Origin of the sequence: Fictibacillus sp. NPDC058756, assembly GCF_042746035.1 — a bacterium.
Lineage (GTDB): Bacteria > Bacillota > Bacilli > Bacillales > Fictibacillaceae > Fictibacillus.
This window is the reverse complement of the sequence record NZ_JBHYPU010000001.1, coordinates 2,517,721-2,533,047: the sequence shown is the minus strand read 5'-3', so window position 1 is coordinate 2,533,047 and position 15,327 is coordinate 2,517,721. Positions and strand designations below refer to the sequence as shown.

General features: G+C 40.6%; 22 protein-coding genes. 10 read left to right on the top strand and 12 right to left on the bottom strand.

The genetic code is table 11. The features are described from left to right. Window positions 1-35 precede the first annotated feature (35 nt). Window positions 36-368, bottom strand: coding sequence for a glyoxalase superfamily protein (locus ACFW35_RS12845; protein ID WP_379847497.1), 333 nt, complete (start codon window positions 366-368; stop codon window positions 36-38). 27 nt (window positions 369-395) lie between these two features. Further along, window positions 396-1,337, bottom strand: a complete 942-nt coding sequence (locus ACFW35_RS12840; RefSeq protein WP_379846196.1) for an MBL fold metallo-hydrolase — start codon at window positions 1,335-1,337, stop codon at window positions 396-398. A gap of 108 nt (window positions 1,338-1,445) precedes the next feature. Here ACFW35_RS12840 and ACFW35_RS12835 point away from each other — a divergent pair, with 108 nt between their 5' ends. The 4 genes from ACFW35_RS12835 to ACFW35_RS12820 all read left to right on the top strand — a co-directional run bounded on the left by ACFW35_RS12835 (window position 1,446) and on the right by ACFW35_RS12820 (window position 2,705). Next, window positions 1,446-1,688, top strand: coding sequence for a hypothetical protein (locus tag ACFW35_RS12835; RefSeq protein ID WP_379846195.1), 243 nt, complete (start codon window positions 1,446-1,448; stop codon window positions 1,686-1,688). Between the two features lie 14 nt (window positions 1,689-1,702). Further along, on the top strand, window positions 1,703-2,131 hold the full coding sequence (locus tag ACFW35_RS12830; RefSeq protein WP_379846193.1) for a VOC family protein: 429 nt from the start codon (window positions 1,703-1,705) through the stop codon (window positions 2,129-2,131). A gap of 2 nt (window positions 2,132-2,133) precedes the next feature. Beyond that, window positions 2,134-2,421 carry a hypothetical protein gene (locus ACFW35_RS12825; RefSeq protein WP_379846192.1) on the top strand — a complete coding sequence of 96 codons (288 nt, stop codon included), beginning with the start codon at window positions 2,134-2,136 and terminating at the stop codon, window positions 2,419-2,421. Between the two features lie 104 nt (window positions 2,422-2,525). Continuing rightward, complete coding sequence (locus ACFW35_RS12820) at window positions 2,526-2,705, top strand: hypothetical protein (protein ID WP_379846190.1); 180 nt, start codon at window positions 2,526-2,528, stop codon at window positions 2,703-2,705. A gap of 23 nt (window positions 2,706-2,728) precedes the next feature. Here the strand turns inward: ACFW35_RS12820 and ACFW35_RS12815 are convergent, their stop codons facing one another. The 5 genes from ACFW35_RS12815 to ACFW35_RS12795 all read right to left on the bottom strand — a co-directional run bounded on the left by ACFW35_RS12815 (window position 2,729) and on the right by ACFW35_RS12795 (window position 6,346). Then, window positions 2,729-3,385 (bottom strand): TetR/AcrR family transcriptional regulator, encoded by a 657-nt coding sequence (locus ACFW35_RS12815; RefSeq protein ID WP_379846189.1) that lies wholly within the window; start codon window positions 3,383-3,385, stop codon window positions 2,729-2,731. A 66-nt stretch (window positions 3,386-3,451) separates the two neighbouring features. After that, complete coding sequence (locus tag ACFW35_RS12810; protein ID WP_379846188.1) at window positions 3,452-4,489, bottom strand: ABC transporter permease; 1,038 nt, start codon at window positions 4,487-4,489, stop codon at window positions 3,452-3,454. Beyond that, the gene (locus ACFW35_RS12805; protein ID WP_379846187.1) at window positions 4,479-5,207 is read right to left on the bottom strand and encodes an ABC transporter ATP-binding protein; all 729 of its coding nucleotides are present in this window, start codon (window positions 5,205-5,207) and stop codon (window positions 4,479-4,481) included. Before ACFW35_RS12805 ends, ACFW35_RS12810 begins: the two co-directional genes overlap by 11 nt. A 142-nt stretch (window positions 5,208-5,349) precedes the next feature. After that, complete coding sequence (locus tag ACFW35_RS12800; protein ID WP_379846186.1) at window positions 5,350-5,865, bottom strand: DoxX family membrane protein; 516 nt, start codon at window positions 5,863-5,865, stop codon at window positions 5,350-5,352. A 40-nt stretch (window positions 5,866-5,905) separates the two neighbouring features. After that, window positions 5,906-6,346, bottom strand: coding sequence for a universal stress protein (locus ACFW35_RS12795; protein ID WP_379846185.1), 441 nt, complete (start codon window positions 6,344-6,346; stop codon window positions 5,906-5,908). Window positions 6,347-6,622: 276 nt separating this feature from the next. On the opposite strand from ACFW35_RS12795, the gene ACFW35_RS12790 reads away from it, so the two are divergent. Then, window positions 6,623-7,387, top strand: a complete 765-nt coding sequence (locus tag ACFW35_RS12790; protein ID WP_379846184.1) for a class I SAM-dependent methyltransferase — start codon at window positions 6,623-6,625, stop codon at window positions 7,385-7,387. A gap of 38 nt (window positions 7,388-7,425) precedes the next feature. Here ACFW35_RS12790 and ACFW35_RS12785 read toward each other — a convergent pair whose 3' ends face one another. Together ACFW35_RS12785 and ACFW35_RS12780 are read right to left on the bottom strand one after the other, a co-directional pair. Beyond that, window positions 7,426-7,677 carry a hypothetical protein gene (locus ACFW35_RS12785; protein WP_379846182.1) on the bottom strand — a complete coding sequence of 84 codons (252 nt, stop codon included), beginning with the start codon at window positions 7,675-7,677 and terminating at the stop codon, window positions 7,426-7,428. A gap of 87 nt (window positions 7,678-7,764) precedes the next feature. Then, window positions 7,765-8,193: a DUF4395 domain-containing protein gene (locus ACFW35_RS12780; RefSeq protein WP_379846181.1), complete on the bottom strand. Its 429-nt coding sequence runs from the start codon at window positions 8,191-8,193 to the stop codon at window positions 7,765-7,767. 137 nt (window positions 8,194-8,330) lie between these two features. Here ACFW35_RS12780 and ACFW35_RS12775 point away from each other — a divergent pair, with 137 nt between their 5' ends. After that, a complete protein-coding gene (locus tag ACFW35_RS12775) occupies window positions 8,331-8,780 on the top strand; it encodes a PaaI family thioesterase (RefSeq protein ID WP_379846180.1) in 450 nt (149 codons plus the stop codon). Between the two features lie 173 nt (window positions 8,781-8,953). On the opposite strand, the gene ACFW35_RS12770 is transcribed toward ACFW35_RS12775, so the two are convergent. Then, a complete protein-coding gene (locus ACFW35_RS12770) occupies window positions 8,954-9,451 on the bottom strand; it encodes a peroxiredoxin family protein (protein WP_379846179.1) in 498 nt (165 codons plus the stop codon). A gap of 492 nt (window positions 9,452-9,943) precedes the next feature. On the opposite strand from ACFW35_RS12770, the gene ACFW35_RS12765 reads away from it, so the two are divergent. The 4 genes from ACFW35_RS12765 (at window position 9,944) to ACFW35_RS12750 (ending at window position 14,440) form a co-directional block, all read left to right on the top strand. Further along, a complete protein-coding gene (locus ACFW35_RS12765) occupies window positions 9,944-11,104 on the top strand; it encodes a S8 family peptidase (protein WP_379846177.1) in 1,161 nt (386 codons plus the stop codon). 397 nt (window positions 11,105-11,501) lie between these two features. After that, window positions 11,502-12,503 carry a S8 family peptidase gene (locus ACFW35_RS12760; RefSeq protein WP_379846176.1) on the top strand — a complete coding sequence of 334 codons (1,002 nt, stop codon included), beginning with the start codon at window positions 11,502-11,504 and terminating at the stop codon, window positions 12,501-12,503. Between the two features lie 37 nt (window positions 12,504-12,540). Then, window positions 12,541-12,711 (top strand): hypothetical protein, encoded by a 171-nt coding sequence (locus tag ACFW35_RS12755; protein WP_379833255.1) that lies wholly within the window; start codon window positions 12,541-12,543, stop codon window positions 12,709-12,711. A 637-nt stretch (window positions 12,712-13,348) separates the two neighbouring features. After that, window positions 13,349-14,440 carry an MBL fold metallo-hydrolase gene (locus tag ACFW35_RS12750; RefSeq protein WP_379846174.1) on the top strand — a complete coding sequence of 364 codons (1,092 nt, stop codon included), beginning with the start codon at window positions 13,349-13,351 and terminating at the stop codon, window positions 14,438-14,440. Here ACFW35_RS12750 and ACFW35_RS12745 read toward each other — a convergent pair whose 3' ends face one another. Together ACFW35_RS12745 and ACFW35_RS12740 are read right to left on the bottom strand one after the other, a co-directional pair. Next, window positions 14,441-14,638, bottom strand: a complete 198-nt coding sequence (locus ACFW35_RS12745; RefSeq protein WP_379846172.1) for a hypothetical protein — start codon at window positions 14,636-14,638, stop codon at window positions 14,441-14,443. It lies immediately after the preceding gene. 89 nt (window positions 14,639-14,727) lie between these two features. Beyond that, window positions 14,728-15,237, bottom strand: a complete 510-nt coding sequence (locus ACFW35_RS12740) for a cupin domain-containing protein (RefSeq protein ID WP_379846171.1) — start codon at window positions 15,235-15,237, stop codon at window positions 14,728-14,730. Window positions 15,238-15,327: the final 90 nt, after the last annotated feature.

Here is a 15,327-nt window from a genome sequence, read left to right as displayed (position 1 = left end):
AATGAAGCTCAGTTCTCAGTTTTCATCAAAAAAGCCTACTTCTGTTGAGGCTCGTAAAAACAAAGGTTATTTCCGAAGGGGTCTCCAATCCTGATTTCCAGATGGCCATGAGCTCTTTCTAATCCAGGTCTTGCATATTTATATTTTTTCGAAATCAGTTTATTGTGCAGCTCTTCAATTCCTTCAACTTGTATTCGAATTTTGATGCCAGGGCTGGAATCACCATAATGTTCTGAGAGATGCAATTGGCAAGAACCTGATGACACTTGCATATATAAAGGATAATCTTCTTCATACCGGTGCTCCCAGTCTATTTGAAACTCCAAAAAGTCTAAATAAAATTCTTTTGCTTTTTCTACGTCAAATATTCGAAGGACCTAGTAATGCTCTTTGCTTTAATCATGTAAAGAGGTCTCCATTTTGTTTTTTAAGAGTTGATTTAATTGTTTTAGGTTTGTTACAAAGAGTTCTTTCAGAGCCCAATCTTTATAGGGAGAAGGGATTATTATGTCTTCCACATCTTTTTCACTCTCAGCGAGCCTCTTAACGTCTTTTATGTATTGAATATTTTGATGAAAATCTGATTTTGTACCTAACGGACCGTGTCCGGGTATTGCTGTTTGAATATTCCAAGTGCTCAATTCTTGCAGCGTATGCATCCAGTTATCCAGATCGGATTCATCAAAGAACGAAGGATGTGTCTGGACGAATAATAAATCTCCCATAAACATGACCTCATCTTCTGGTAGATATAAAAACGCGTCACAAGGCGAATGACCGGCCCCTCTTGTAAAAAGTTGAGCTGACCGTTCAGTACCATGAATAGTAAAAGCTTCAAGGTACGTACAAGAAGGGAGAGTGAGCGTCAAGGTTGGCAAGGACACTAATATTTCCTGTAAAAAATGAATCTGTGTGAGTGTCTTTTGAGCTTTTGTCTCGTTATATTCGCTTTGTAACGTTTGTATGTAATTTTCTAATCCAGCGATATCATGCTTTTGTCCTTTAATTCGTTCAGGCTGAATGTCCCTCGTTTTTTTGTAGGTTACCTCACTTGATATCAGGATGCTGGAGTCGAAAACCTGGTTTCCGCGAATGTGGTCTCCATGGTAATGGCTGTTCACAACCCAAGAAACTGGCTTATTTGTTATCTCTTCTGCACACTTCTTTAATTCCAGTGCTGCCTGCTGTGTATTGAATGTATCAAATACGACTGTTTTATCACCCAAATCTACGAAACCTGCATTTCCAACGGCACCGCCGCCATCCTTAGCAATCGCTGCATATATACCTTCTTTAACTTTATGAAGCTCAAAGTGTTTGTTTTCAGTCAGAATCATATAATAACCTCCTATCATTAAATTTTCTCTACCAAACCTGCCGTTACCTTTATGTTAATGAAGGATTTTTCTTCCAAAAAAAGAATTGTAAAGGAAAGGGAGGACACTATGAAACTCGGAACGATATTTTACTATGTCTTATTTTTATACATTGGTTTTTTTATATTTCTACAGGAGGATTGGTCTCCTTGGCTCATAGGCTTTCTTGTTATTATTTTAACGCTTGTTCTTCGAAAGTTTACAGAGAGCGCCGGATTTTTACAAAAGAAGGTTCACTTCCTTGCCGGGTGCGGTGTTCTTTATGGGATGCTGATCATTTGGGCAGTTGTGATTGAATATATCGTTTATTAGAGGAGGAAAATCAATTGAAAGAAAAATTAGTTCGAGTAGGTACCACGTATGTACCCGTTCGTGATCCAAACCTATCAGCGAGATGGTACGCTGAAAATCTTGGAGCTGAAATTAACTATCAGGATGAAGATAAAGCGATTATGAATCTAGCTAACCAAAGCTTTTTCCTCGTGAAGGCAGAGCAAAACGAGAATGCCAACTTCACAGATTACAAAGGCAATGAAAGGTTTAGTTTAACGTTTGAAGTCAACGGGATTGATACGCTGTATAAATTGCACGAGGAATTCAAGAGTCTAGGAATTCAGACTGGTGAAATTGAAGACCGCGGTCATGCGGGTGAGAATTTTGTATTCTGCGATCCGGATGGAAACAAATTTGATGTATGGAGTGAATTAAGTCCGTCATTTAAAAAAATGCGCGCTTCTTATTACGAGGAGGTATAAAAATGAGATGGATGATCGGTATCATCTTCTCTTTGTTAGGGGTTCTTCTACTAACGCAAGGTCTATCTTTAAGAGCGGTTGGAGCGGAAACCATAGATGGTGATGGTATCGGCGTTTATTTCTTAGGCATGGAAATCAATGATAAAGTGGCAACCGCCGATATACCGACTTACGCTAATGGCTTTTTAGGAACAGGCACGATTCTTTTGCTTCTTGCTGTCTCACTATTTGTTATCCTCCTAAAAGAAAAAAACACATTCAAACCGATTCGAAGAAAAAATCATGCTTGAGTTTAATGAGAAAAGGGAAATTTCATAGCAAGAAAATAGGGGAACCAGGGATGCAGTCTCAAGGTTCTTTTTTCTTTCTGAAAATGTGCTGAGGAGGTGAGAGTATGAAAAAGAGACTTGTGCTCGTATTCATTTGCGGGTATTTATTGCTTGGTCCTTCCGCAATAGCATTGTCTCCTACAATCGGTGATAAAGCTGTGAACCTGTCTCACTATACTCCGATCAGTACGACAATAGTCAGCGAGAACCAAGTATTATATGATAAACAAAACCCGCTCCAGTAAATGAGCGGGTTTCTGTATGCCTCTTATCGTTTTCCGCTTAATCCGTACATCACAAATTCAACGATGTGTTCAATCTCTTTATCATCATCCCACTCCTGGTTAGGAAAAAGAAGGAACCGGGGGAGAATGTAACCGATGATGCTTGAGGCTGACATGCGTATAATGGTTTCAGGAGGCAAGTCAATGATTTCTCCCTTTTCCTGAAAGTGCTCAATGATTTTCTTAAACTTCCCGTATACGTGCTCATTGAAAAGCTTCTGATAGGGTTCGCGAAGCTCGTTGTGAAAAGCAATCTCTTGAATGAAAATTTTTAATACGGAGAAATGTTTTTTTACGAACTCCAGACGATTCTTCGCGATCATTCTTAAGAAATCCTCGTAATGCTCATACTCCTTCTCAAAGACTTCTTTTGCAAAAGTTTTTATAAAGAAAGGAGCTGCGAACTTTGCCATTGTCGGCGTAACGATCGCTAAAAGAAGCTCCTTTTTTGTTTTGTAGTGGCGGAAGATCGTACCTTCAGCAACTCCTGCTTTCTTTGCGATTTCACTTGTGGATGATGCTGCAAATCCTTTTTCTGAAAAAGTATCAATCGCCGCTGCTAATATTTTTTGCTGCTTTTCACTAATGACAGTGTCTTCGGTGTCATTTATCAGCTCTTTAATCCATTCTTGATCGGACATGAGTGTTTCTCCTTTAAACGTACGTTTCTTTTATTATAGACACATTTTTCATCAGTGGACAAACGGTTACAGGTTTCTGTGTTTTTTTAACGCCAAAACGTTTAATACCATAAAGAGCAACGAAAAGCCGGCGAGAACAAGAACTTCATCATAGATCTCTGACCATCCGCCGCCTTGGATCATTACGTCGCGAATCGCCTGGCCACCGTAAGTCAATGGCATGAGATAGCTTAGCGGCTGGAGCCAGTCAGCCATCGTTTCGATGTTAAAGAGTCCAGAGAAGAACACTTGCGGAACGACGACAAGCGGTATGAACTGAATCATCTGCAGTTCGTTTTTTGCAAAAGCTGATAGCAGTGTTCCAAGTGAAAGAGCGGTTATAGCAAGCATGAGTGTGATCAAGATAACGAACCAGATGGAACCTGCCATCATGATGTCGAGAACATAGATCGAAAACGAGACGATGATTGCTGATTGGATAATGGTGAAAATCCCGAAACCTAAAACATATCCAGCAACCATTTCCCAGCGGCGCATCGGTGTAGCAAGCAATCGTTCCAGCGTGCCTGTCGTTCTTTCGCGCAAAAAAGAAACACCAGCGATCAGGAATACGAAAAAGAATATGAAGAATCCGATTAGAAACGGTCCGATGTAGTCAAAGGATTCCATATCGGCCGATCCGTGCAGGTACTCGATTTCTGGTTCTATTGAGCTTTGCTGGTTGCTTTGCGGAGTCAATGATTTCAGCGTTTTTTCCACAGTCATCATTACCGCTTTGTTAGCTGTCGGATTGCTGCCTTCCAGCGTGATTTTCGTTGATGGCGGGTTGATCTCAACGATTGCATCCAGTTTTTCATTCTCTAAGTCTTCGGCTGCTAGTTTTTTATTTTCATAGACTGTAAAAGACTTATCAGCCTTCTCGAGTTGTGAAGAAATCTGTTCTGTACTGCTTATTACAGCGATCTCAGGGTCATAATCATTTCCAGAAAAAACGAGATTGACAAGCGATAAGATGAGTAATGGTGCCAGGAACATCATGGCAAGCGTTCGTTTATCCCGGATGAACTGCCGGATGATCCGTTTTACTAAGGCTCTAGTTCTCATTTCGGACACCTCCGTAATAAAGAAAAGCATCTTCAATCGTTGCACTGGCTGTGGATTCTTTCAGCTGCTGAGGCGAGCCTGAAGCTATTAATCTTCCATCACGAAGCATGCCAAGCTGTCCGCATTTTTCTGCTTCATCCATCACGTGTGTCGTGACAAGTATCGTTGTACCAGCGTCACTAAGTTTGTAAAGTTCGTTCCAGATTGACTGGCGAAGAACAGGGTCAATCCCAACAGTAGGTTCATCTAAAATTAAAATTTCGGGTTCGTGGAGGAGGGCTGCGGCTAACGAAAGGCGTCTTTTCATTCCTCCGGAGTACTGATGAACAGGCTTCTTTAAAAATTCAGTCAGGTTTACTAGGGAAGCAACGTGTTCGATACGTTCTTTTTGCTTTTGTCCTTTTAAACCATAAATAGAAGCGAAGAACTCCAGATTTTCTTTGCCGCTCAGTTCAACATAAAGAGCGTCAGATTGAGCCATAAAACCAATGCGTGTCATGTTATGAAGATTAGGCATGAGCGTGTCGAGTACTTTAATGCTGCCTTTTGTTGGAGTTTCAATCCCTGCAATCATTTTAACGAGAGTCGTTTTCCCGGCACCGGATGGACCTAGTAATCCGTAAATCTCATTCTTTTCAACGTTTAACGAAATATTTTCTAAAACCTGCTGTGAACCATAGTTTTTTGATACATCGGATACGTGTATAACAGAGTTCATATGGAACCTCCTTAAAGGGTAACGATAAAAAGTGAGTAATCACTCATTTTCTATTTTTAGCATATGCGAGTGGACATTAAGTTGTCAAGTGAGTACTCACTCATTTTTTCGACATAAAAAGAGATCCCCGGAAAACAGGGGATCATAGAAGTTTATTAGAGGGGGTATTCATTGTTTTTAATGCTTTATTCGTTTTGAAAAATTTCGGTATAACCCAACTGTCTAGTCCGGTCCACTGTGATGCGTTTCGTCCAGCAACTAGTATGAAAATCGTAAGTAACAGCATCTGTGGGTTAGTGCTTACAGTACCTGAAAAGAGAAAAGCAAAATTCATAACTGCCCCCATTAATGCAGCGAAGGTTGTGAAGATACCAAGCAATAGCGCCAGCCCAACTAAAAGTTCACCCCAAGGAACAAGGAAGTTAAAAAAGCCGGTATGAGGTATAGCCACACTTGTAAGAAAATCAGCCCACCACGTTTGTACAGCTGGGTGCTCTCCTGTTGCTTTACTTATAGAGGCTTGTAAAAAACCAGTAGCATCAAATTTCCCTGTTATTTTCTCATAGCCTGCAACAGTCCATGTATATCCTAGATAAAGGCGGAAAAAGGTTAGGATATAGGAAGCGATCTTGTTTTCTCTAAGGAACTTAACAAACATAGCACACACCACCTTCTAGTTGAGGATATAAATACAATCGTTATTTAATAACCAGCACCGGACATTCCGCTTTTTGAACAACGTAATGGCTGACGCTTCCTAAGAATAATTCTTTTACACCGCTTAACCCGCGGCTGCCGATCACGATTAAATCGATTCCGTTTAAAGATGCATAGTGGGTAAGTACGTTTCCTGGGTGTCCTTCAATCGCTTTGGCGACAATTGGGTGATCTGTTTTTAGGCTGATTTCTGTTTTGACATTCTGGATGATCGCTTCGTTTCTTTCTTTTAATTCGTAGGATGCTTGTTCAACAGGATAGTTTGCGTACGTATATGCCATCGTATAAACAGGCTGGTAAACTGTGACAAGGTGAAGTTCAACGTCTTTTCTTTCGTTTGCAAATTCCACTGCAAAGTCTAATGCCTTTTGGCTTTCCTGTGATCCGTCATAAGCAACAAGGATGGTTTGTATGTTATTCATCTTAAATCCTCCCTACACTTTTTATATTTTGGAACTGATTTAAGCATAAGGTGTTAGAAGGTATTTGTATGTGATAAACATCACAAACTTTTGCTGTCTCGAAATAATATTGACTAAAATTTCAGGAAAAACCATAATTAGCTTATATTACAAGAAATGAGGGGTTAACGATGTTAAAAAACAATACTAGCTATGTTCAAATGATGATGGTGCGGAAGGGTTAATTTTTGTTAACAATGACCCTCCGTTTAAAAACACTAATGGGGGAATTTATTTATGTCTTTTAGCAATTATGGAGAGCTTTGTACGGAAGTGTATGATCTTACTAAAAAAGTTGGACAGTCTTTTGGCGGGGACATTGAGTATTACGCGAGCAGACTGAAGGAAAACGGAGGACGCACCTTGGAGGCAATGGTTGGATCCGGGCGTGTAATCATTCCGCTTTTGGAAGCCGGACTTCACGTTGATGGAATGGACTATTCTGCTGAGATGCTGGCTTCTTGTCAAAAGCGGATCGACGAAAAAGGATTATCTGCTAACCTTTATCAAAGTGATCTTCAGAAACTCGATTTGCCTCAAAAATATAAGAATATCATTATACCTGGAGGCTCATTTTTGCTGATTGAAAAGCGGGAAGAGTCACGTCAGGCATTGGAACAGATGTATGAAAATCTTGAGGATGACGGCCGTTTGATTTTGGATATTTTTCTGCCTACCGATAATTTCGAAGCGGGAAAAGTGCTTCGTACATTAACGGTAGACTGCCTGAACGGAGACATCATTACGATGGAAGATAAACTAGTAGATGTGAACTTCTTCGAACAATACAAAGTATCCTATCTGAAATACGAAAAATGGCGTCAGGGAAGTCTTATACAGACAGAACTGCAGCGATTTGCGGTCCGCTGGTACGGAATTGAAGAACTAAAGCTGATTATGGAGAGCGTTGGTTTTAGAAATGTTTCAGTGAGTGCTGACTTCGAGTATGGGAAGAAACCAACTCACGCCCGTCAAAGCTTTGTTTTTGAAGCAACAAAATAATTAAGAAAAACCATTTGCTTTTGTGAGCGAATGGTTTTTCAGTTTTTAGAGTTATAATGTTTTTGGTCACTTTTTTCTAACTTTACCAAAAGATAGTAGATGATCCCGCTAGTAATCGCAATAATAATAAATGCATTGGAAATGAAACTAAAGTCCAACTCAGTGATTTCATTTAATACTTTTCCATCAACACCAAGATGTTTGATCTTTGACCCTCTATACTCAAGGGTAAAATAGGAAATAAGCAATCCTATGAGTAGTCCGCTAATGATTGAGATTTTTCCTTTCATCTCGTTCACTCCCTTTCTTTATTTAATTCCATTTTTATACAATAATTTCCTTAAAAAAAGACTCCATCAAAGGAGTCTTCATAATCACTATTGATTTTGTGTTTTCTGATACCGATACTGCTGCCATCTGAAGCGGATAAAACAGCCAACGCAAAATCCTAATATAGCGATGAATGATGCAGCTGCTACCATTGCAGTTGCTGCTACAGCGAGCACAGTCCAATTCAGCGTATATCCGATGAATCCTGTAGCTAATAGGGTAATGGCGATAAGCTGGTTAAATTGCTGCTGATCTTTATCTTCAGGAATATATTCAGATGGTTTCTTTTTCAAAAATATTGCTGCAAACCTCATCACCGGATTAAAGTTAAAGAACATTCCAAGTAATCCTGCGATAAGCGGCAATAATAGAATCCAAGCTTGACCAGTGAGCCATGTGGCTGTAACTGATAAAAAAATAAACCATTGATTCGTGCGGACTAAAGGTCTAGGGATAGAAGCAGGACTTTTTGTCATAATAATTCCGACCTTTCTTATAGGTTTAGTTATTATAGTGTAAGTGTATTCGAACGATATGTGAAGTGTTAAGCACTAATAAATTTAAGAAAGGGAATATGGCGGATAAAAAGAATTCTTTATAAGAGGTGATACGAATGAAGATAAAACGAGATGATACAGAGGTCCATTATCAATATGCTGAGGAAATCCGAGAAAAACTGAATCAAGACACATTTGCCCAGTGGCTCGGAATTGAACTGACGGAAATGGGACCAGGGAGTGCAGAAGCTGAGATGACGATAACGGAGAACATGCTGAACGCACACGGGACCGCGCATGGAGCAGTGCTTTTTGCGATCGCCGATTTTGTGTTTGCAGTGGCATGTAATTCATATGGAAAAACATCGGTAGGGCTGTCGGTGAATATCGGTTATTTAGCAGCTTGCCATAAAGGGGATAAAATAACGGCAAAAGCTTCAGAAATCAAGCGGAATCATCGCACATCTTGGTATGAAGTGACGGTTGAGAACTCAAATGAGGCGGTTGCTCATTTGAGTGCACTGTCCTACAGGAAGAATGACTATTTTGTAGGAGGGGAAGAGTAGTAGCGGGGAATAATCACATAAAAAGTTGTGATGATCACATGAAAATCTAGGTTAATCACATAAAAAATGCTGCTCATCACATAAAAATTAGCTATCATCATATAATTTGGTTTATTTTACCACCTTCAGTATCAGAAAACGGAGTGAGGCACTTTTGCCTTCACTCCGTTTTTTTATTTCTGCAATGTTTTCTTGATGTATTTTATCGTTTTTCTTAGATCCTCTGCAGTTGGACGGCCAAAGGGTCCGGTTTGAATATCGAAATACAGCACACGTTTTTGATCATCCACTAAAAATAGTGCTGGTTCACCGTGCCTCCCATGATCTTCATAGAGCTCTCCGTTATGATATTGCACACCATATGGTTCTGCCGCAGAACGTTCGGGATCGCTGAATACAGGAAATGAGAGAGAATGCGTTTCTTTCATTTTGTTCAGATTCTCCGATTTGTCGGTTGAAATCGCTAGAATGTGTGTGTTTAATTCATTAAAGGTGTCGATGTTCTGCTCAAGCTCTTTTAACTGATCGTTACATACGGGACACCATTCTCCCCGAAAGAAAACGAGCAGATGGAAACGATCATCTTTCTCCAGGTGCTGATGAAAAGAAAACGGTTCTCCAGTTTCACTCTTTAGAGTAAAATCTGGTGCCTTATCGCCTGCTTTTAACATATAATATCCCTCCAAATCATTAGACTCTTCTTTAGGTATACCTCTAATCATGAGATTTAAACCATTTTTCCAAACAACCCGTCTTATAAGGAATAGTATAGTAAAAAATATCTTTGAAAGAAGATGAAAAATTTGAAAATAAATCCCTTTCTAGTAAACAGCATTTCTAAAAGGAGTGAATGGAAAAGGAATTTACGAACTTGACTTTTTCATAAAAATTGTAATTAAGCGTTAAAAGAATCAGGGTATTGTTAAACTTTTGGATTAATAAAGATAGTGTCCGCTCTAGGTATATTCTACGTCTATATGTAAAAAGATTCAAAAAATGAGAAGAGATTACAATGACTTTTTTCCTATTTTAAGTTAAAACTTTTAAAAATTAGTAGTATCTATTTGTTTTTGCTAGAATAGTAAAATTTTTCTTTATTTTCAGTTATTTCACCCCTATATTAGAAATTGTCGACGACAACAAAATTTTAAGGAGTGAAGTAAATGTTTAAGAAGATTGCCACTATGGCAGCAGTACTTCCATTAGTTGTATCTCTTGCATCACCGGCTTCAGCGGCGAAAAGTACCGAAGTAAAGGCGAATGTAACTCCTCAAGAAATTATTGTAAAATTTAAAGATGGTGTTTCAGACTCCAAAGCAAAGTCAATAGCATTTAAAGCGAAAGATGAAGTAAAAGAAAAAGGTTCGAAATTCCACGTGATTAAAGTTAAAGAAGGAACAGTGGAAGAAGCTATTGCAGAATATGAAATGAGCGGAGATGTAGAGTACGCGGAACCGAACTATACATACCACATTTCTTGGACTCCGAATGATACGTACTTCTCAAATGGCGTTCAATGGGCACCTCAAAAAGTTAGCGCACAATCTGCTTGGGACATCACGCGAGGATCTTCATCTGTAAAAGTGGCGATCCTCGATACAGGTGTTGATTACAACCATCCTGATTTAGCAGGTGGAGTTATCAAAGGCTATGACTATGTAGACAACGATTGGGATCCAATGGACCGTCATGACCATGGAACACATGCTGCTGGTATTGCGGCTGCCACTACAAACAACGCTCGCGGAATTGCAGGTATGGCTCCAAACGTCATGATCTATGCCGTTCGTGTACTTGATGCAAACGGAAGCGGGTCTCTTGATGACATTGCGAATGGAATCTATCATGCTGTTGATAACGGAGCTAAAGTTGTTTCTATGAGCCTTGGTGGACCAAGCGGATCAACTTCTTTGCAAAACGCGGTAAACTACGCAACTTCTAAAGGAGCAGTTGTTGTTGCAGCAGCAGGTAACGAGAACACATCTGCACCTAGCTATCCGGCCTATTATTCTGGTGCGATCGCGGTAGCTGCTACTGACCGTAATGACAACCGAGCTTCTTTCTCTAACTATGGATCTTGGGTTGATGTAGCTGCTCCTGGAGTAGACATAGCTTCTACGGTTCGTAACGGAGGATATGCTTATATGTCTGGTACTTCAATGGCTTGTCCGCTTGTTGCAGGAATTGCTGGTTTACTAGCTTCCCAAGGACGAAGCGCAGCAAACATCCGTGCAGCCATTGAAAACACTGCTGATTATGTACCTGGGACAGGTTCTTACTACTCCAAAGGGCGTGTAAACGCAGCAGATGCTGTTCGCTACTAATCTATAAAAGTAAAAATGCTCTCAAGAATGGACCGCCGTCCAGACTTGAGAGTTTCTTTCTTTTATCATAATAGTTTTAAAAGACTAGTAAAAATTGTCGAAGCATAAGAGGAGGGTAAGGATGAATGCTTATGTTTCTTTTGCATAAATTGTCGATGTAGAGATAATTCCTTATTTTAAAAACGGGACTTGTGGAAACTTTTAACAGTTTGCTAGAATAGTGATAATAGTACCCACAGCGAGAATCTTTATTCTTTTTTCTTACATTAAAAAGAAAGGAGGTCCCCATCATCTTCGGTATCATCTCATTCAACCATCGAGTCAGACATGAATTTTTGCAGCCCTAGTATAACCATATGATTCAGTAATCTTTTTTATTAAAAAGGAGGCAAGGATCATGAGTGAAATTCGTTTAATTCCCTTTGTGCTGGAAGATGTAATGGAAGTATCGAAAGAGGAAATTCCATACGGTGTTGAAATGATCAACGCTCCTGCTTTTTGGCGTGAAGGTGAAAAAGGACAAAGTGTTGTGGTATCTGTTCTCGACACAGGCTGTGACACGAGTCATCCCGAACTCGCCAATCGAATTGCAGGCGGGCGGAATTTCGTAGAAGGAGAAGAAGACGATTATACGGATGCGCATTACCATGGAACACATGTTGCAGGTACGATTGCGGCAACGCTAAACAATGCAGGTGTTGCAGGCGTTGCACCGGACGTGAAGCTGCTGATCTGCCGGGTACTCGGTAAAGATGGAAGCGGAACGTATCAGGGGATTATCGATGCCATTGATTATTCGGTAAAATGGCGAGGCGAGAACGGTGAGAGAGTGCGTGTGATCTCGATGTCACTCGGTGGACCGAACGATGTTCCTGAACTTCACGAATCGATTCAAAGAGCAGTTTTGGAAGATGTTCTTGTAGTCTGTGCGGCTGGAAATGAGGGGGACAACAAAGAAGATACAAACGAACATGCTTTTCCTGGAGCTTATAAAGAAGTAGTACAAGTTGGTGCAGTAGATGCCAAAATGATGCTGGCTCCTTTTTCAAATACAAATGATGAGATTGATCTCGTAGCACCAGGGGTTGATGTAATCTCAACCTATCCTGGTAATAAATATGCCAAGCTATCTGGAACTTCAATGGCAACACCTCATGTTTCAGGTGCAGCAGCATTACTGATTGAACGGGAGGAAAAGCTGTTTGGCCGTGAGCTCTCTGAAGCAGAAGTTTACGCCCAGCTCGTTAAAAATACCTTAAGCATCGGATTGACGAAGAAGGCGGAAGGAAACGGATTACTTGTCTTAAACGCGCAGGAAAAAGCGGTGTGTGATAAGGATACGTATCGAGCAATGAGAATTCCGATGGAAACGGCAGCAGCCAAAGATCCAGATTCGTGAAGCAAGCCCGTTTCTAGGAGAAAGGGCGTGTTGGAGGATGGCTTATAAAATCCTGGCACTTCTCATCAGTTTCGCAATGTTAATTGTAAAAATCTATGAAGAGATGAGGAGACGTGCAAGAATGCTTGCAAAGAAAGAAGAACTGGAAAAGAAGAAGAAACGCAAGCGCAAGAAAAACGCCAAGAAAAAAGAGAAGGAAAGTGCTTAAATGAATAATTGGAACAAAAGCTGATCTTCTGGACAAGATAACGTCCGGAATAGATCAGCTTTTTTGCTGTGTGGAGCGGATTTTGAAGATGCTTTTGAACGAGGTTAATTTCCGCTGCAGGGCTCGCTTTCCGCAGGGTGTGCGGTGAGCCCATTCGTCGCCTTGCGACATTGAATGGTCTCACCTGTCCCACTCATCCTGCAGGACAAGGAAGGCTTCGGCAGCGTTACATCGTACGAAAAAAATGCGATTTTCATTTTCGAGGAGTCTCGCCCTTCCACTCCAATTAACTTTTCAATGAAGGGCATCTTAACAAAATTTCCATAGGAGCAATCTTTTAGATAAGAGACAAAATTAGGTACAGTTTTTGAAAATAACTGGTCAGAATAGGTTTTAGAGTTTGCGGACGAGGTGCTGGACTGGCGTGTTGGGCGTGCTGTGAGCTCCGAACAGGGGCGAATCCAAAAGTTTTGACCTTCAATTCAAAAATTTCGGGCATTTATCCAACAGTCGACTCTTGTCGCCAACTTTCGTAAAGCCGATAGCTGTCTAGGGACAAGCCAGCTTAAAAGTTGCTTCGCTGGAAAGAAAAAGAGTAGTATATTTACACTACATTGTTTTAAGAGAGGTCGTAAATATGCTTGCTTTGCTCATACTAATCGCTGTATTAGTGGTTGTGTTCTTATTCATCACTTTTCATCCGGTGTTTGGAAGCAATCCCTCTAAAGAAACCAAAACGAAGTACAGTTCACAGGAACATTATTCTAACGGTACGTTCGTTAATCAAATTCCTACCGAAATGGCAACGGATTTCAGATCCATGGTGCCAGTATTAAAAGAATTTCTAAAAGGAAATCCGAACAGACAGCCCGATCAGCCGATTCCAATAAAACCGCTTCAGTTTTCAACTCAGAATATGAACCAAACAACAAAAGTGACTTGGTTCGGTCATTCTTCGATCTTGCTGGAAATTGATAATAAACGAATCCTTCTTGATCCGATGTTCGGGAAAGCACCGTCGCCCATTCCCTGGTTCGGCAACAAACGTTACAGCAATGAACTACCGTTTTCTGTTGAAGATTTGCCTCAAATAGATTTAGTTGTATATTCTCATGATCACTACGATCATCTCGATTATGGCACGATAAAAAAGCTAAAGAGTAAAGTTAAGCAATTCGTTGTTCCGCTCGGGGTCAGCAACCATCTGAAGAGATGGGGTGTAGAGCCAGATAGAATACAAGAATGTAACTGGTGGGATGAAGTTGTCGCAGCAGGTCTCACACTTGTGTGTACACCTGCTAGGCATTTTTCCGGCAGGAGTTTAACGAATCGAAATTCCACGCTATGGTGTTCTTGGGTTATTAAAGGACAAGAGGCGAAAATCTATTTTAGCGGTGACAGCGGTTATGGTCCGCATTTTAAAGAGATTGGTGAAAAATATGGACCTTTTGATTTAACCTTGATGGAGTGTGGTCAATACCATGAAAAGTGGGCTGCGATTCATATGATGCCAGAAGAAACCGTGCAGGCACATCTAGATGTAAGAGGGAAGGTGATGATTCCCATTCACTGGGGAGCCTTTACATTATCATTGCACGACTGGACAGATCCAGTTGAACGGGCGGTCAAAGCTGCGAATGTGAATAACGTGATGATTTCTACCCCTCAAATCGGTGAAACGATAGCTTTAGATGATGAACTCCCTCGTTCTAAGTGGTGGAAATCCTGATCAGCGGATCTCAGATTTCTTTTTCATATGATGCAAAGTAAATAAAAGACTCGTCAATCCTGCAGTAAGTATCGGACCAATGCTAAAGATGAGGTATCTCCAGTCTCCGGACACAATGGACCCAACGGTAAAAATGATTGGGAATCCGATCAACACAAATAAGGAGGCAAGCAGGCCGGCTTTTAAGTTTTCTTTCATCAGGCACCTCTTTCGTGAGTTTGGTAAATTTTAACTTTATGATACCATAAAAAAGGCGGTCCCAAAATGAATTTTGAGCCGCCTTTTTCTTATTTGCTTTTCCATAACTCTAACAGAGGACCTTCTTTTCCGAACAGCGGATCCGTTTCAGGCAATGGAACTAGCATAATTTCATCGAGCACTTCAGGACGTTCGTCAGGCTCACCTTTTTTCAGGTTGTGTTCCATTCCGCCTGGATAGGCTCCTCCTACATTAAAATCGGTGCTGCACCCGATCATTTTATGACCGGTTCCTGCGGGCAACACGATAACATCCCCCCTCGAAACGGTAACGGAAACACCGTCATCGCCGCCTAATAATAGTACGGCTTCACCGCTCATAACCCCTAATACTTCATGTGTGTTGCTGTGGTAATGATGGTAATCGAACACGCCATTCTTCCAACCGTTCGTCCATCCGTTCTCCTCAAAAACATCTAGTGCATCCTGAGGTTCTTTTAGTTCACCAACGTACAAGAGAACCGGCCAAGAAGGATGATTTGGAATTTTTCCATCATCCGTAAAGAATAGCGTTTTAACATTTTCGCTCAACATTTTCATATCCACTTAACACCTCACCCGTTTTTCGATTCTTTTCCCTTTATTCTATAAAAAGAAACGAAAACCTTTTCTGAAAATATTTTTTATAAA

Excerpts from the sequence above, each read along its gene's own strand:
- ACFW35_RS12810 (WP_379846188.1), bottom strand. The coding sequence starts at position 4,489 with ATGAGAACTAGAGCCTTAGTAAAACGGATCATCCGGCAGTTCATCCGG.
- ACFW35_RS12825 (WP_379846192.1), top strand. The coding sequence starts at position 2,134 with ATGAGATGGATGATCGGTATCATCTTCTCTTTGTTAGGGGTTCTTCTA.
- ACFW35_RS12780 (WP_379846181.1), bottom strand. The coding sequence starts at position 8,193 with ATGACAAAAAGTCCTGCTTCTATCCCTAGACCTTTAGTCCGCACGAAT.
- ACFW35_RS12775 (WP_379846180.1), top strand. The coding sequence starts at position 8,331 with ATGAAGATAAAACGAGATGATACAGAGGTCCATTATCAATATGCTGAG.
- ACFW35_RS12790 (WP_379846184.1), top strand. The coding sequence starts at position 6,623 with ATGTCTTTTAGCAATTATGGAGAGCTTTGTACGGAAGTGTATGATCTT.
- ACFW35_RS12800 (WP_379846186.1), bottom strand. The coding sequence starts at position 5,865 with ATGTTTGTTAAGTTCCTTAGAGAAAACAAGATCGCTTCCTATATCCTA.
- ACFW35_RS12760 (WP_379846176.1), top strand. The coding sequence starts at position 11,502 with ATGAGTGAAATTCGTTTAATTCCCTTTGTGCTGGAAGATGTAATGGAA.
- ACFW35_RS12840 (WP_379846196.1), bottom strand. The coding sequence starts at position 1,337 with ATGATTCTGACTGAAAACAAACACTTTGAGCTTCATAAAGTTAAAGAA.
- ACFW35_RS12795 (WP_379846185.1), bottom strand. The coding sequence starts at position 6,346 with ATGAATAACATACAAACCATCCTTGTTGCTTATGACGGATCACAGGAA.
- ACFW35_RS12820 (WP_379846190.1), top strand. The coding sequence starts at position 2,526 with ATGAAAAAGAGACTTGTGCTCGTATTCATTTGCGGGTATTTATTGCTT.
- ACFW35_RS12740 (WP_379846171.1), bottom strand. The coding sequence starts at position 15,237 with ATGAAAATGTTGAGCGAAAATGTTAAAACGCTATTCTTTACGGATGAT.
- ACFW35_RS12745 (WP_379846172.1), bottom strand. The coding sequence starts at position 14,638 with ATGAAAGAAAACTTAAAAGCCGGCCTGCTTGCCTCCTTATTTGTGTTG.
- ACFW35_RS12785 (WP_379846182.1), bottom strand. The coding sequence starts at position 7,677 with ATGAAAGGAAAAATCTCAATCATTAGCGGACTACTCATAGGATTGCTT.
- ACFW35_RS12805 (WP_379846187.1), bottom strand. The coding sequence starts at position 5,207 with ATGAACTCTGTTATACACGTATCCGATGTATCAAAAAACTATGGTTCA.
- ACFW35_RS12835 (WP_379846195.1), top strand. The coding sequence starts at position 1,446 with ATGAAACTCGGAACGATATTTTACTATGTCTTATTTTTATACATTGGT.
- ACFW35_RS12750 (WP_379846174.1), top strand. The coding sequence starts at position 13,349 with ATGCTTGCTTTGCTCATACTAATCGCTGTATTAGTGGTTGTGTTCTTA.
- ACFW35_RS12770 (WP_379846179.1), bottom strand. The coding sequence starts at position 9,451 with ATGTTAAAAGCAGGCGATAAGGCACCAGATTTTACTCTAAAGAGTGAA.
- ACFW35_RS12765 (WP_379846177.1), top strand. The coding sequence starts at position 9,944 with ATGTTTAAGAAGATTGCCACTATGGCAGCAGTACTTCCATTAGTTGTA.
- ACFW35_RS12815 (WP_379846189.1), bottom strand. The coding sequence starts at position 3,385 with ATGTCCGATCAAGAATGGATTAAAGAGCTGATAAATGACACCGAAGAC.
- ACFW35_RS12755 (WP_379833255.1), top strand. The coding sequence starts at position 12,541 with ATGGCTTATAAAATCCTGGCACTTCTCATCAGTTTCGCAATGTTAATT.